This is a genomic window from Pseudomonas sp. N-137 (assembly GCF_034555295.1).
GTDB lineage: Bacteria > Pseudomonadota > Gammaproteobacteria > Pseudomonadales > Pseudomonadaceae > Aquipseudomonas > Aquipseudomonas rhizophila.
Window position 1 is genome coordinate 360,157 of the sequence record NZ_JAXUDQ010000004.1, and the last position, 13,026, is coordinate 373,182.

Below are 13,026 nucleotides of genomic sequence, written 5' to 3' on the forward strand. Positions count from 1 at the left end.
ATTTGAAATAAATCAAAAATAAGGGGTTGGATCGCTCACACCCGCCGCCGCGAAGCCTTCGGCACGCAGGCGACAGCTGTCGCATTTGCCGCAGGCGCGCCCCTGATCGTCAGCCTGATAGCAGGAAACGGTGAGCCCGTAGTCTATGCCAAGCTTCACCCCCGCCCGAACGATGTCGGCCTTGCTGAGATTCTGCAGTGGTGCCTGAATACGGAAGCCCTGCCCTTCTACACCGGCCTTGGTCGCCAGGTTGGCCATACGCTCGAACGCTTCGACAAACTCCGGACGGCAGTCCGGATAGCCGGAATAATCCACGGCGTTGACGCCGATGAAGATATCACGGGCGCCCAGCACCTCCGCCCAGCCCAGGGCCAGGGACAGGAACACCGTGTTGCGTGCCGGCACGTAGGTCACCGGGATGCCTTCGCTGGGAGTTTCAGGCACGTCGATGGAGCTGTCGGTCAAGGCCGAGCCGCCGATGCCATTGAGGTTCAGGCCGATCACCTTGTGTTCGACGACACCCAGGTCCCGGGCCACCCGCTCGGCGGCGTGCAGTTCGGCGCGGTGGCGCTGGCCGTAATCGAAACTCATGGTGTAGCAGCGGTAGCCCTCGGCACGCGCCATGGCCACGACCGTCGCGGAATCGAGGCCGCCGGACAACAGGATGACGGCACGTTTTTCTGCAATGTTCGAGTGTTCAGTCATATCAGCGCCCCGGCTCGTCGTTCCAAAGATATTTATGCAGCTGCAATTGCAGGCGCACCGGCAAATTGTCCGCCACCACCCAGTCCGCCAGCTCCCGGGCGTTCAAGTCATGATGACTTGGCGAAAACAACACTTCGCCAGCCCGCTGGTCGAGCCCGTATTGAATCAGCTTGGACACGGCCCAGTCATAATCTTCCCGCGAGCAGATAACGAACTTGACCTGATCGTTGGGCGTCAACAGTTCGATGTTCTCATAGCGATTGCGATGGGCTTCCTTGGACCCTGGGGTCTTCAGATCGACGACGCGGCTGACTCGCGGATCAACGGGTGCGATGTCCAAGGCGCCGCTGGTTTCCAGCGATACCTCGTAACCGGCATCGCACAACCGCTTGAGCAAGGGGATCGCGTTGGGTTGCGCCAGTGGTTCGCCGCCCGTAACGCAGACGTAGCGCGGGCGAAAACCGGCCACCTGCTCAAGAATGTCGTCGAGGCTGCGCAGGGTGCCGCCACTGAAGGCGTAGGCACTGTCGCAGTATTGGCAACGCAACGGGCAACCGGTGAGGCGCACAAATACTGTGGGCAGCCCGGCCGTTCGCGTTTCACCCTGCAACGAGTAAAAAACTTCGGTAATTCTCAATGTGTCTTGCATAGTCGCCACGGGCGTAACAGCTAAACAGGCTGTCCGCCTCCGTCAGGCACTTCCAGCAACCCCGCCAACGCGCAGATCCCAAGAAGCGTGTTTCATAAAAAGGGCGTGAATTCTAACGAAAAAACCCGCGACAAGCGCGGGTTTCTTCGAAACGGATCAAACAGCCTCACATACGCTGCAAGTCACGCTGAGCCAATTGGGCGGCGGAGGTACCCGGGTATTGGGCCACCACCTGCTCCAGAATGCCCTTGACCTTGTCGGTGTGGCCCAGGCGACGCTCCACGTCAGCGAGCTTGTAGAGCGAGTCCGGCACCTTGGCGTGCTTGGGATAGAGCTGCGAGACCTTGGCGAAGGCCTGACCGGCACCTTGCAGGTCGCCCTTGGCCAGGTTCACTTCACCCAGCCAATATTGGGCGTTGCCCGCATACTGGCTGTTAGGGTATTTGCGAAGGAAAGCGGCAAAGGCCAGACTGGCCTTGTCAAAATCCTTGGCTTTGATCAGATCGAAGGCCGCATCGTAATAGAGCTTTTCCTTCGCCGGATCAGCCGGCTCACCGCCGGCTGCAGGTGCCGGAGCAGTTGCTCCCGCGCCTGCGGCTGCGCCAGGGGCGTTCAAGTCGCCACCGGCTGGAGAATTCTCAGGAGTCGCGGCAGGTGCAACGCCGGTTCCTATGCGCCGATCAAGATCCTGGTATCGCTCCAGGTTTTCCTGCTTCATGCGCGAAACTTCATTTTGCAGAACTTCAATCGCGCCTTGCTGGCGTGAAATCTGGTCTTGCATTTGCTGCAGTTGGTTGAACAGCTGGCCCTGTGCCGAGACAGGGGCCGAAACCCCTCCCCCGGCATAGGCGCCGCTCGTACCGTAACCTGCAGGCGGATAATTGCTTGCGCTATTGTTATAGCCGGAATCATTATCGACCACGGGAACCGCAGCCCACGCCGCAAGCGGCGCGAGGCTGAGAGCCAGAACAGTTACAGCACGGCGGCACGTTCGCATGACGAATTACTTACGCAGTTCGACGCGACGGTTTTGAGCCCAGGACTGCTCGTCGTTGCCGGTAGCAACTGGACGCTCTTCGCCGTAGGAAACCAGTTCAAGCTGAGCTGGGGAAACACCTTGCAGTACCAGGTAGCGTTGAACGGCTTTCGCACGACGCTCGCCCAGTGCCATGTTGTACTCACGAGTACCACGTTCGTCGGTGTTGCCTTCCAGAACGATGCGAGCACCGTTCGACTTCAGGTCTTTGGCGTGAACGTCCAGAGCGCGCATGGCTTCTGGCTTCAGGTCCGAGCTGTCGTATTCGAAGTAGAAGGTGGTGATTGCGCGCAGAGCAGCTTCTTCGCTCAGGGAGCCGTCAACTGCACCAGTGTTAGCGCCGTAACCAGCGTTTGGATCAACAGCGCCTTCACCGGCGTTGTCGCCGCCTTTGGACGAGCAACCTACAGCTACAGCCATGGCCAGAGCCAGCGCAGCAAATTTACCAAACTTCAGCATTTCCATCGTGAAACTCCTAATGAACCCCAGTGTGTTAAGTAAAACGTATTGCGCCGCGTCAGTTCAGGTAAGGGGACCAGGACGGTTCTCTGACTTCGCCTTGTGCGGTAGGAAGCGGGAGCCTCACGCGTCCATTAATGGACACGAGCATCAAGACTCCCCGGCCCTGCTGGCGGGTGGCGTAGATTACCATGGTGCCGTTGGGCGCAACAGTAGGTGACTCGTCCAGAGTGCTATCAGTGAGGATCTTTACACTACCTCGCTGCAAATCCTGAGCCGCCACCTTGAAATTGGTAAAGCCATCCTGGCGATGGATCATCACCAGGGTCTTTTCGTCCGCCGACAGTTTAGGGTTGGCGTTGTAGTTACCGACGAAGGTTACGCGTTCGGCACCGCCACCACTGGCGCTGGTCTTGTAGATCTGCGGCTTGCCGCCACGGTCGGAAGTGAAGTAGATGGTCGAGCCATCCTTGCCCCAGAACGGTTCGGTGTTGATGCCGGGACCGTTGGTCACGCGAGAAATCGCCCGCGAAGCCAGGTTCATCACATAGATGTCCGGGTTACCGTCCTTGGACAGCACGAATGCCAGGCGCGTACCGTCCGGCGACCAGGCTGGCGCACCGTTCAGGCCTTCGAAGTTGGTGATTTGCTCACGGCGACCGGTGTCAATGTGTTGCATGAAAATACGCGGGCGCTTCTGTTCGAACGAAACATAGGCGATGCGCTTGCCATCGGGGGCGAAACGCGGCGACAGGATCGGCTCGCGCGATTGCAGCAGGGTCACTGCACGAGCACCGTCATAGTCTGAACGCTGCAAGGTATAGCGGGTGTTTTTCTCAGAGAAGCGTTCGGCCGTCACATAGAGCATGCGGGTAGAGAACGCACCCTTGATGCCGGTGAGTTTCTCGAACGATTGGTCGGAGATGTAGTGCGCCATGTCACGCAGCTGATCGACGCTGCCCGACACACTACCGGTCAGCACTTGCTGCTCGGTGGCGACGTTGAACAGGGTGTACTGCACCTGCAGGCGACCGCCGGCCGGCACGATGTTGCCGACCATGAGGTACTGGGCGCCCAGGGCTTTCCAGTCGCGATAGATGACTTCGCTGGCCTGGGTCGGCAGGCTGATCATGTTCTGCTTCGGAATCGGCGCGTAGTAACCCGAGTTGCGCAGGTCATTACCGATGATTTCCGACATGTCGTCCGGCAGGACGCTACCGCCCTGCCAGCCGAACGGTACGACGGCGATCGGGGTCGCCCGATCGCTGCCGCTGGTGACCAGAATGTTCTTTTCCTCTGCTACCGCTATCCCTGCCAGGCAGCAGATAACGACCAGCATTGATCGAAGAAGGTTTCTCACAAGGCTAGATCCTCAGGTGTGAATGTCATCTTGAATGAACGATAGGGAGCAAAATCGCTCGGTTTCATTCCTTGCATTTCCGTCAATCGCCCAATGTTCTTGACCGCTGCGACCGCCGAAGCGTCGAACGGGCCATCACCGCTGGACTTGGCCACGCTGACCGAGGTAACCGTACCGTCGGGCAACATGCCGATTTGCAATACTACAGTCATGCCTTTGCGTGCCGAAGGTGGACGAGCCCAGCCTTCTGCCGCTCGGGCGCGAATCAAATCATCGAAACTGCCGGCGACTTCATCGCCCTGCTCATCAGCCAATGCCTGCTGGCGCTGCGGCGTGTCGGAAAGCAAATCTGCCAAGGCCTGGGCCTTTTTCTCTTCGGCGGATTTACGCGCTGCGTCCTGAGCCTTTTTCTTGGCGGCGTCGGCGGCGGCTTTCTTCTTCGCGTCTTCGGCGATTTTCTTTTTCGCCTCGTCAGCTTCAGCTTTCTTCTTGGCGTCTTCGGCCGCTTTTTTCTTCGCGTCCTCGACAATCTTTTTCTTCGCTTCTTCAGCGGCCGCTTTCTTGGCCTCTTCTTCAGCGGCTTTCTTGGCTTCTTCTTCGGATTTTTTCTTGGCTATATCAGCCAGTTTCTTTTCTTCGGCCTTTTTGGCCTCGGCGGTTTTCTTCGCCTCGTCGGCCTTCTTGGCTTCGTCAGCCTTCCTGGCTTCTTCGGCCTTTTGAGCCGCTTGCTCTTTCTTTTGTTCCGCAGCTTTTATCTCTTCCTGCTCGACCTTCTTTTGCTCCATCTGCTCGACTTCGGTCTGGCGCGCGGCGGATTTCTTCGCCTCACCGGCAAGCTTCTGGTTGGTCTGCGTGGTGGCCTGGCTCTTGGACTTGAGCTGATACAGGGTCGCCTGCACGATCGGCTTGGCCGGCGGCAGCTCCGGAGTCATGGCAAAACTGACGAACAGCATGCCAAACACCAGCACATGCAGGCCAATTGCCCAGACACTAGGCCAGAAGTAGCTTTCCGAGGCGGACGGCTCTCGCTGTTGCTGCATCAGGGCGCCTCAGTGATTAAGCCAACATTACCGACCCCGGCTTTCTGCAGGCCGCCCATGGCGCCCATCACCGCACCGTAGTCGACGGTCTTGTCGCCGCGAATGAAGACCTGGGTGCGTTTGCCGTTGCTGTTGCCGGCGTTGATGATCTTGGTCACCGCATCGGTCATCTGCGGCAAGGTCATGGCCCGGTCCTGCTGCTTCTCGGTGTCGACTTCGCTGCCAAGGTTCCAGTAGTAGGTCTTGTCAGCCTTGATCGAAATGGTCAGGACCTGGGTGTCGTTGTCCTGCGGCAAGGCTTCACTGGAAACCTTGGGCAGATCAACCTTCACGCCCTGATTGAGCATCGGCGCGGTCACCATGAAGATGACCAGCAGCACCAACATCACGTCGATGTAGGGCACCACGTTCATCTCGGCAACCGGCTTGCGCTTTTTTCGGGCTCGAGCGATTAAAGCCATTGGGAAATACCTGCTTATTCTTCGCTGGTGTGCACTTTGCGGTGCAGGATCGCCTGGAATTCATCGGCGAAGGTGTAGTAACGGCTGGTCAGCGTTTCGCTGCGGGCAGCAAAGCGGTTGTAGGCGATAACAGCCGGGATGGCCGCGAACAGACCGATGGCGGTGGCAATCAGTGCCTCGGCAATACCCGGGGCCACGGTGGCCAGGGTCGCTTGCTGGGCAGTGGCCAGGCCACGGAAGGAGTTCATGATCCCCCACACGGTACCGAACAGGCCGATGTACGGGCTGACTGAACCGACTGTGGCCAGGAATGGCAGGCCCTGCTCGAGTTTTTCTTCCTCGCGGGAGATGGCGACGCGCATGGCACGGGCCACGCCTTCCATCACCGCCTCAGGGTCCACGCCTGGTTGCTGGCGCAGACGGGAGAACTCCTTGAAGCCGGCACGGAAGATCTGCTCGACCCCCGAGTCCGGGTCCGGGTTGCTGCCGGCCTGGCGGTAGAGTTTGGACAGGTCGATACCGGACCAGAAGCGCTCCTCGAAGCTCTCCAGGGCTCGACGACCGGCGCGCAGCATATTGCTGCGCTGAAAGATCATGATCCATGAGGTCACCGATGCGGCTACCAGGATCAGCATTACCAACTGCACCACAACGCTGGCATTGCTGACCAGGCTCCACATGGAGGAATGGTCGACGACGTTAGCTTCCACGCTTTATCTCCTGCTCTGAGTATGTACCGGCGCCGCTCACGCCGGCAAAGGCCGCACGTAGAGCTTCGGGAATGGCCCGGGGTTTCAAACTATGGGTGCGCACACAGGCCACCAGAAACTGCCCTTCACAGAGCAGCGCATTATCCGTAGCCCGCCTGACCTGCTGCTTGAAGCGCAGGCTGACACGGTTCAATTCGATGACATCGGCACTTACCAGAAGCTCGTCGTCCAGTCGCGCCGGCGCGTGGTAGCGCGCTTCGCTGGAATGCACGACGAATAACAGGTCCTCTCCCACCAGCGCGGATTGGGCAAAACCCAGTTCCCGCAGCCGTTCGGTTCGAGCCCGTTCCATAAACTTGAGGTAATTGACGTAGTAAACGATGCCGCCGGCATCGGTGTCCTCGTAATAAACGCGACAGCGATGTGCGAACGACTCCAGCCCGTTTTGCGCGCGCATACTCTAGTGCTTACTCCTCAGGTTGCCAATCGGCCAGGCAACTGTTTTTTCATTCTCGAAATGCAATGACGCTCCGGGTGTCGTCTGGGACAGCACGAACCTGAAAAAAGTCGCTGCACAGAGGTCGTTCAATCGTCCACGGCATCGAGGAATTCGTCTACCACCGGCATCTCACCCATTCGTGTCGGGATGTTTAAGCCGAAATGCAGATAGGCGTGACGCGTCACCACACGCCCGCGAGGGGTGCGCATGATGTAGCCCTGCTGGATCAGGTACGGTTCCAGCACATCTTCGATGGTATGGCGCTCTTCGCTGATGGCCGCCGCCAGGCTGTCCACGCCCACCGGACCGCCGTCGAACTTCTCGATCATGGTCAGCAGCAGGCGCCGGTCCTGGTGGTCGAAACCACGCTCGTCGATGTCCAGCAGGTTCAACGCCAGGTCGGCAATCGGTTTGGTGATGTGGCCCTTGGCGCGAACTTCGGCAAAATCCCGGACCCGACGCAACAGCCGGTTGGCGATCCGCGGTGTACCCCGCGCCCGCCGGGCGATCTCATAAGCGCCATCCGGGTCCAGCGGCAACCCGAGAATGCCGGCCGAGCGGCCGACGATCGTCGCCAGATCGGCGTTGTTGTAGAACTCCAGGCGCTGGACGATACCGAAACGGTCCCGCAGCGGGTTGGTCAACATGCCGGCGCGGGTCGTGGCGCCCACCAGGGTGAACGGCGGCAGATCGAGCTTGATGGAACGGGCCGCCGGTCCCTCGCCAATCATGATGTCGAGCTGGAAATCCTCCATCGCCGGGTACAGCACTTCCTCGACGATCGGCGACAGCCGGTGGATTTCGTCGATGAACAGCACATCATGGGGCTCAAGATTGGTCAGCAGCGCCGCCAGGTCACCCGGACGCTCGAGGACAGGCCCGGACGTGCTCTTGATCGACACGCCCATCTCCTGGGCGATGATGTTGGCCAGGGTGGTCTTGCCCAAACCGGGTGGGCCGAAGATCAAGGTATGGTCCAGAGACTCGCTGCGCCCACGGGCCGCCTGGATAAACAGTTCCATTTGCTCGCGGACCGCCGGCTGACCGATGTAATCGGCCAGACTGACGGGACGAATCGCACGGTCTTGTACTTCTTCACGGTCACGGGGGGCACCCGTGGCGGCGATCAGACGATCGGCTTCAATCACTTAAATCATTCCCTTCAGGGCACGACGAATCATGTCTTCGGTGCTCAAGCCTTTTTCCTTGATAGCGGAAATCGCCTTGCTGGCCTCCTGCGGCTTGTAGCCCAGGGAGATCAGTGCGGTGACCGCATCGTTTTCCGCGCTGGCCGCGGGCGCTGGCGCGTCCGGCTGGTTAGGCACCAGCGCGAACATGGCCGGCACCGCTTCCCAGGCCTTGAAACGGTCCTTGAGCTCGACCAACAGGCGCTCGGCGGTTTTCTTGCCGACACCTGGCACCTTGGTCAGGGCCGAAGTGTCCTGGGACTGCACGCAGCGCACCAGTTCGTCGACTTCCAGGCTCGACATCAAGGCCAGGGCCAGTTTCGGGCCGACGCCGTTGAGACGAATCAGCTCTCGGAAGAAATCCCGCTCGCGCTTGCCGACGAAGCCATAGAGTAACTGGGCATCCTCGCGCACGACCAAATGGGTGTGCAGCGTCAGCGGTTCACCGACCGACGGCAAGCGATACAAGGTGGTCATGGGCACTTCCAGCTCATAACCCAGGCCATTTACATCCAGAATCAGGTGCGGCGGCTGTTTTTCAGCCAGGGTGCCGCGCAAGCGTCCAATCACGTTTCAGATCCTTGGGCGTAGGCCAGCCGTGGGCTGGCGAGTAACGGCCGGAGCATGGAGGCCGACGACACAGGCGCAAAATGCTCGGGCTCACGAAAGATTGCGCTGATGCTATCAGAGACGCAGGCGCCCGCCACGACTGCGTGCGGCTCCCAGGCCATGCGGCAACAGGCTGGAACGGGTATGGGCATGGCAAATGGCGATGGCCAGGGCGTCGGAGGCGTCGATCTGCGGCTTGCTGACCAGTTTCAGCAGATGCATCACCATCATTTGCACCTGCTCCTTGTTCGCCGCGCCCGTTCCAACGACTGCCTGCTTGACCTGGGTCGCGGTGTATTCGGCGATTTCCAGGTTTTCCTCGGCACCGGCCACAATGGCCGCCCCACGAGCCTGCCCCAGCTTCAGGGCAGAATCGGCGTTACGCGCCATGAAGACCTTTTCAATGCCCATGGTGACCGGGCCGTAGGTCTGGATGACTTCACGCACGCCGCGATAAACGATCTGCAAACGCTCGTGCAACTCACCGGCACCGGTGCGGATACAGCCTGACGCGACGTACACGCAGCCGCGCCCGGTATCACGAACCACGCCGTAGCCGGTGATGCGCGAACCGGGGTCGATACCAAGGATTAAAGTCATAACGCCTGCGGTTTGGAGATGAAGTGTTTGAATCTGTGGGAGCGAGCCTGCTCGCGATAGGGGTATCACTGCAACATCTTTGCAAGCTGGACCCTCGCTATCGCGAGCAGGCTCGCTCCCACATAAAGCACCTACGCATAGCTGAACAAGATTGCTGTACCAACAACGCTATCAGCCAAGCTGTTCAGCCACCGACTCCGGAATGTCCGCGTTAGAGTAGACATTCTGCACATCGTCCAGGTCTTCGAGCATGTCGATCAGCTTGAGCACCTTCTCGGCACCCTCCAGGTCCAGTTCGGCGCTGGTGGTCGGCTGCATGACGATTTCCGCGTCGGCCGGCTTGAAACCGGCAGCCTCCAGGGCATTGCGCACGGCGTAAAAGCTGGCGAACGAGGTGAACACGTCGAACGAACCATCCTCATGACTGACCACGTCATCGGCGTCGGCTTCCAGGGCCGCCTCCGTCAGGGCATCTTCATCGAGGCCCGGCGCGAAACTGATCTGCCCCTTGCGCTCGAACAGGTACGCCACCGAACCGTCGGTGCCCAGGTTACCCCCGCATTTGCTGAAGGCGTGACGCACGGCGGCGGCGGTGCGGTTGCGGTTGTCGGTCATGCACTCGACCATCACCGCTACGCCACCGGGGCCGTAACCCTCGTAGGTCAGCTCTTCCACATTATCGGCTTCGGTCGCACCCGCGCCGCGGGCGATAGCGCGGTCGATGATGTCGCGACTCATGTTCGCCCCCAGCGCCTTGTCCAGGGCCAGGCGCAAGCGCGGGTTGGAACCCGGATCACCGCCACCCTGGCGGGCAGCGACCGTCAGCTCACGGATCCACTTGGTGAATATCTTGCCCCTCTTGGCATCCTGACGTTCTTTGCGGTGCTTGATGTTCGCCCACTTGGAATGACCTGCCATAACTCGCTCCGGTTTCTCTTTGCAACATTGCCCGCCCTGCGCTCGCACAGTAGCCGGCAACCAGAAATATCGACCCCAATGAAAAGGCGCATCCGAAGATGCGCCTTCAGGTGTCGGCCTTACTCAGCCTTTGGCTGTTCACGCAGACGGATGTGCAACTCGCGCAGTGCCTTGGCATCCACTACACCCGGAGCCTGGGTCATGACATCGGCCGCGCTCTGGGTTTTCGGGAACGCGATCACTTCACGAATCGACTGGGCGCCGGTCATCAGCATCACCAGGCGGTCCAGGCCAAAGGCCAGGCCACCGTGAGGCGGTGCACCGTACTTCAGAGCATCGAGCAGGAAGCCGAATTTCTCTTCCTGTTCCGCTTCACTGATGCCCAGCAGACGGAAGACTGCCTGTTGCATTTCCTTGCGATGGATACGGATCGAACCGCCACCCAGCTCGGTGCCGTTCAAAACCATGTCGTAAGCACGTGACAGAGCGGTGGCCGGGTTGGCCTCCAACTCCTCAGGCGAGCACTTCGGCGCGGTGAACGGGTGGTGCAGCGCGGAGAAACTGCCGTCGTCGTTCTCTTCGAACATCGGGAAGTCGACGACCCACATCGGCGCCCATTCGCAGGTCAGCAGCTTGAGATCGTGACCCAGCTTGATGCGCAGCGCGCCCAAGGCTTCGCTGACGATCTTGGCCTTGTCAGCGCCGAAGAACACGATGTCGCCATCAACCGCGCCCACGCGATCGAGGATCACGTTCAGGTTGGCTTCAGGGATGTTTTTCACGATCGGCGATTGCAGGCCGTCAACACCCGCCGCGCGCTCGTTGACCTTGATGTACGCCAACCCCTTGGCACCGTAGATGCCGACGAACTTGGTGTAGTCGTCGATCTGCTTGCGCGGCATGCTTGCCCCGCCTGGCACACGCAGGGCCGCGATCCGGCATTTCGGGTCGTTGGCCGGGCCGCTGAACACCTTGAAATCGACTTCCTTGAGCTGATCGGCCACGTCCACCAGTTCCAGCGGGTTGCGCAGGTCCGGCTTGTCGGAACCGTAGCGGCGCATGGCCTCTTCGAAGGTCATGTGCGGGAACTCGCCGAATTCCAGACCCAGCACTTCCTTGAACAGGTTGCGGATCATGCCTTCGGTCAGGCCCATGATGTCTTTTTCGTCGAGGAAGCTGGTCTCGATGTCGATCTGAGTGAACTCAGGCTGACGGTCGGCACGCAGGTCTTCGTCGCGGAAGCACTTGGCGATCTGGTAGTAGCGGTCGAAGCCGGCCACCATCAGCAGTTGCTTGAACAGCTGCGGCGATTGCGGCAAGGCAAAGAAGCTACCGGGGTGGGTGCGGCTCGGCACCAGGTAGTCGCGAGCACCTTCCGGCGTGGCGCGGGTCAGGATCGGCGTCTCGACGTCGAGGAAGCCGTTCTCGTCCAGGTAACGACGGATGCTGGTGGTCATGCGCGAACGCAGACGCAGCTTCTCGGCCATTTCCGGGCGACGCAGGTCAATGAAGCGATAGCGCAGGCGGGTTTCTTCACCCACGTCGGAGTATTCGTTGAGCGGGAACGGCGGGGTTTCCGCTTCGTTGAGCACTTCCAGCTCGTAGCCCAACACTTCGATCATGCCCGAGGCCATGTTGGCGTTGCCGGCACCGGCCGGACGCAGGCGTACCTTGCCGGTGATCTTGACCACGTATTCGCTGCGCACGCGGTCGGCGGTGGCGAAGGTTTCAGCGCGGTCCGGATCGAACACTACCTGAGCCAGGCCTTCACGATCACGGATATCGAGGAAAATCACCCCGCCATGGTCACGGCGACGATGGACCCATCCGCAAAGAGTAACTTCCTGACCTTCCAGGCTTTCGTTCAGTTGGCCGCAATAATGGCTGCGCATCATGGTAGTGGTTTCACTTCTCGTAATTCGAAATTCGGTTGGAGGCCCTGCCCGTGCAAGAGCTCGCGCGTGTTCAACTCAGTCAGCTTTGTCGCCACCGGCCAGGTTCTTCTTGGCGCCGGTCTTGAAGTCGGTTTCATACCAGCCGGTGCCACCGAGGCGGAAACCTGGCATGGACAGCATCTTTTTCAGTTCCGGCGCCTGACAGGCAGGGCAGTCGACCAGCGGTGCCGCGCTGATCTTTTGAATGGCTTCCATCTGATGACCACAGGAAGCACATTGATAGTCGTACATCGGCATGGGGGTTGTCTCGGCGATCAGGTTACTCGCGCAAAGGCTGGGCTTTGCGGCAAAGAGCGGGATTATATCCATTAAATGCGGCCTGTGCAGCCGTAAGACGGCACAGGCCGTTACCGGTCGGTCTCAGCCACTGACAGGCGCCACGCATTCATCACGCCAATGACGCCCCACGACCTCCGTCCCTGCCTCCTTCAAACTGTGCACCACGCAAACCACGCGCACTAAACCGCTGAAGTTGCGTACCCCGCCATGGCGCAGGTGCACTTCCCGGTCCACATGGGACAGCAGAGTACTGATGGAACAGCTGTTGAGCTGGGCCATGTCACCGAGAATATCCCAATAGACCTGCTCGAGCCGAAGACAGGTGGCGAACCCGTTCAGGCGGATCGATCGGGACAGGGGCCGGGCCAGCTGCATGTCGAACCCCCGGACGAACGGGTCGATGGTAATGGGCTGAAAGCGCCCATGCACACCCTCCCCAGGTTCCTTTCCTTGAATCATACCGTTGACACTCCTTTGCCATACGAACCTCTCAATTGGAACAACCAATCTGTGGCTCTATGGAAGCTCAACGGCATCGCCAGATCCAGATGACTTTATG

Annotated in this window: 16 protein-coding genes; all 16 read right to left on the minus strand. The window is 59.9% G+C overall.

The window, feature by feature from the left end; all coding sequences use genetic code 11:
- Nucleotides 1–12 precede the first annotated feature (12 nt).
- Entirely contained in the window at nt 13–687 is a 675-nt protein-coding gene (gene queC, locus T3A99_RS02100) for a 7-cyano-7-deazaguanine synthase QueC (RefSeq protein WP_274090090.1), read from the minus strand.
- Between the two features lie 19 nt (nt 688–706).
- Nucleotides 707–1,354, minus strand: coding sequence for a 7-carboxy-7-deazaguanine synthase QueE (queE, locus tag T3A99_RS02105; protein ID WP_047227061.1), 648 nt, complete (start codon nt 1,352–1,354; stop codon nt 707–709).
- 166 nt (nt 1,355–1,520) lie between these two features.
- Nucleotides 1,521–2,351 carry a tol-pal system protein YbgF gene (gene ybgF, locus T3A99_RS02110; protein ID WP_047227062.1) on the minus strand — a complete coding sequence of 277 codons (831 nt, stop codon included), beginning with the start codon at nt 2,349–2,351 and terminating at the stop codon, nt 1,521–1,523.
- Between the two features lie 6 nt (nt 2,352–2,357).
- Entirely contained in the window at nt 2,358–2,855 is a 498-nt protein-coding gene (pal, locus tag T3A99_RS02115) for a peptidoglycan-associated lipoprotein Pal (protein ID WP_047227063.1), read from the minus strand.
- A gap of 52 nt (nt 2,856–2,907) precedes the next feature.
- Nucleotides 2,908–4,209 (minus strand): Tol-Pal system beta propeller repeat protein TolB, encoded by a 1,302-nt coding sequence (gene tolB, locus T3A99_RS02120; RefSeq protein ID WP_076383695.1) that lies wholly within the window; start codon nt 4,207–4,209, stop codon nt 2,908–2,910.
- The gene (tolA, locus tag T3A99_RS02125) at nt 4,206–5,249 is read right to left on the minus strand and encodes a cell envelope integrity protein TolA (protein WP_076383694.1); all 1,044 of its coding nucleotides are present in this window, start codon (nt 5,247–5,249) and stop codon (nt 4,206–4,208) included. The genes tolB and tolA overlap by 4 nt, the downstream gene beginning before the upstream one ends.
- On the minus strand, nt 5,249–5,701 hold the full coding sequence (tolR, locus tag T3A99_RS02130) for a protein TolR (protein WP_160893274.1): 453 nt from the start codon (nt 5,699–5,701) through the stop codon (nt 5,249–5,251). The genes tolA and tolR overlap by 1 nt, the downstream gene beginning before the upstream one ends.
- A gap of 23 nt (nt 5,702–5,724) precedes the next feature.
- Nucleotides 5,725–6,420, minus strand: coding sequence for a protein TolQ (gene tolQ, locus T3A99_RS02135; RefSeq protein ID WP_047227067.1), 696 nt, complete (start codon nt 6,418–6,420; stop codon nt 5,725–5,727).
- The gene (gene ybgC / locus T3A99_RS02140; protein ID WP_047227068.1) at nt 6,410–6,877 is read right to left on the minus strand and encodes a tol-pal system-associated acyl-CoA thioesterase; all 468 of its coding nucleotides are present in this window, start codon (nt 6,875–6,877) and stop codon (nt 6,410–6,412) included. The genes tolQ and ybgC overlap by 11 nt, the downstream gene beginning before the upstream one ends.
- Before the next feature lie 128 nt (nt 6,878–7,005).
- A complete protein-coding gene (gene ruvB / locus T3A99_RS02145; RefSeq protein ID WP_047227069.1) occupies nt 7,006–8,067 on the minus strand; it encodes a Holliday junction branch migration DNA helicase RuvB in 1,062 nt (353 codons plus the stop codon).
- Nucleotides 8,068–8,676 (minus strand): Holliday junction branch migration protein RuvA, encoded by a 609-nt coding sequence (gene ruvA / locus T3A99_RS02150; protein ID WP_047227070.1) that lies wholly within the window; start codon nt 8,674–8,676, stop codon nt 8,068–8,070.
- A 114-nt stretch (nt 8,677–8,790) separates the two neighbouring features.
- Complete coding sequence (gene ruvC, locus T3A99_RS02155) at nt 8,791–9,315, minus strand: crossover junction endodeoxyribonuclease RuvC (RefSeq protein ID WP_030140802.1); 525 nt, start codon at nt 9,313–9,315, stop codon at nt 8,791–8,793.
- Between the two features lie 171 nt (nt 9,316–9,486).
- On the minus strand, nt 9,487–10,233 hold the full coding sequence (locus T3A99_RS02160) for a YebC/PmpR family DNA-binding transcriptional regulator (RefSeq protein ID WP_018614256.1): 747 nt from the start codon (nt 10,231–10,233) through the stop codon (nt 9,487–9,489).
- Between the two features lie 119 nt (nt 10,234–10,352).
- On the minus strand, nt 10,353–12,128 hold the full coding sequence (gene aspS / locus T3A99_RS02165) for an aspartate--tRNA ligase (protein WP_047227071.1): 1,776 nt from the start codon (nt 12,126–12,128) through the stop codon (nt 10,353–10,355).
- A gap of 75 nt (nt 12,129–12,203) precedes the next feature.
- The gene (locus T3A99_RS02170; protein ID WP_003178589.1) at nt 12,204–12,425 is read right to left on the minus strand and encodes an FmdB family zinc ribbon protein; all 222 of its coding nucleotides are present in this window, start codon (nt 12,423–12,425) and stop codon (nt 12,204–12,206) included.
- A 123-nt stretch (nt 12,426–12,548) separates the two neighbouring features.
- Nucleotides 12,549–12,926, minus strand: coding sequence for a ribbon-helix-helix domain-containing protein (locus T3A99_RS02175; protein ID WP_076383692.1), 378 nt, complete (start codon nt 12,924–12,926; stop codon nt 12,549–12,551).
- Nucleotides 12,927–13,026 lie beyond the last annotated feature (100 nt).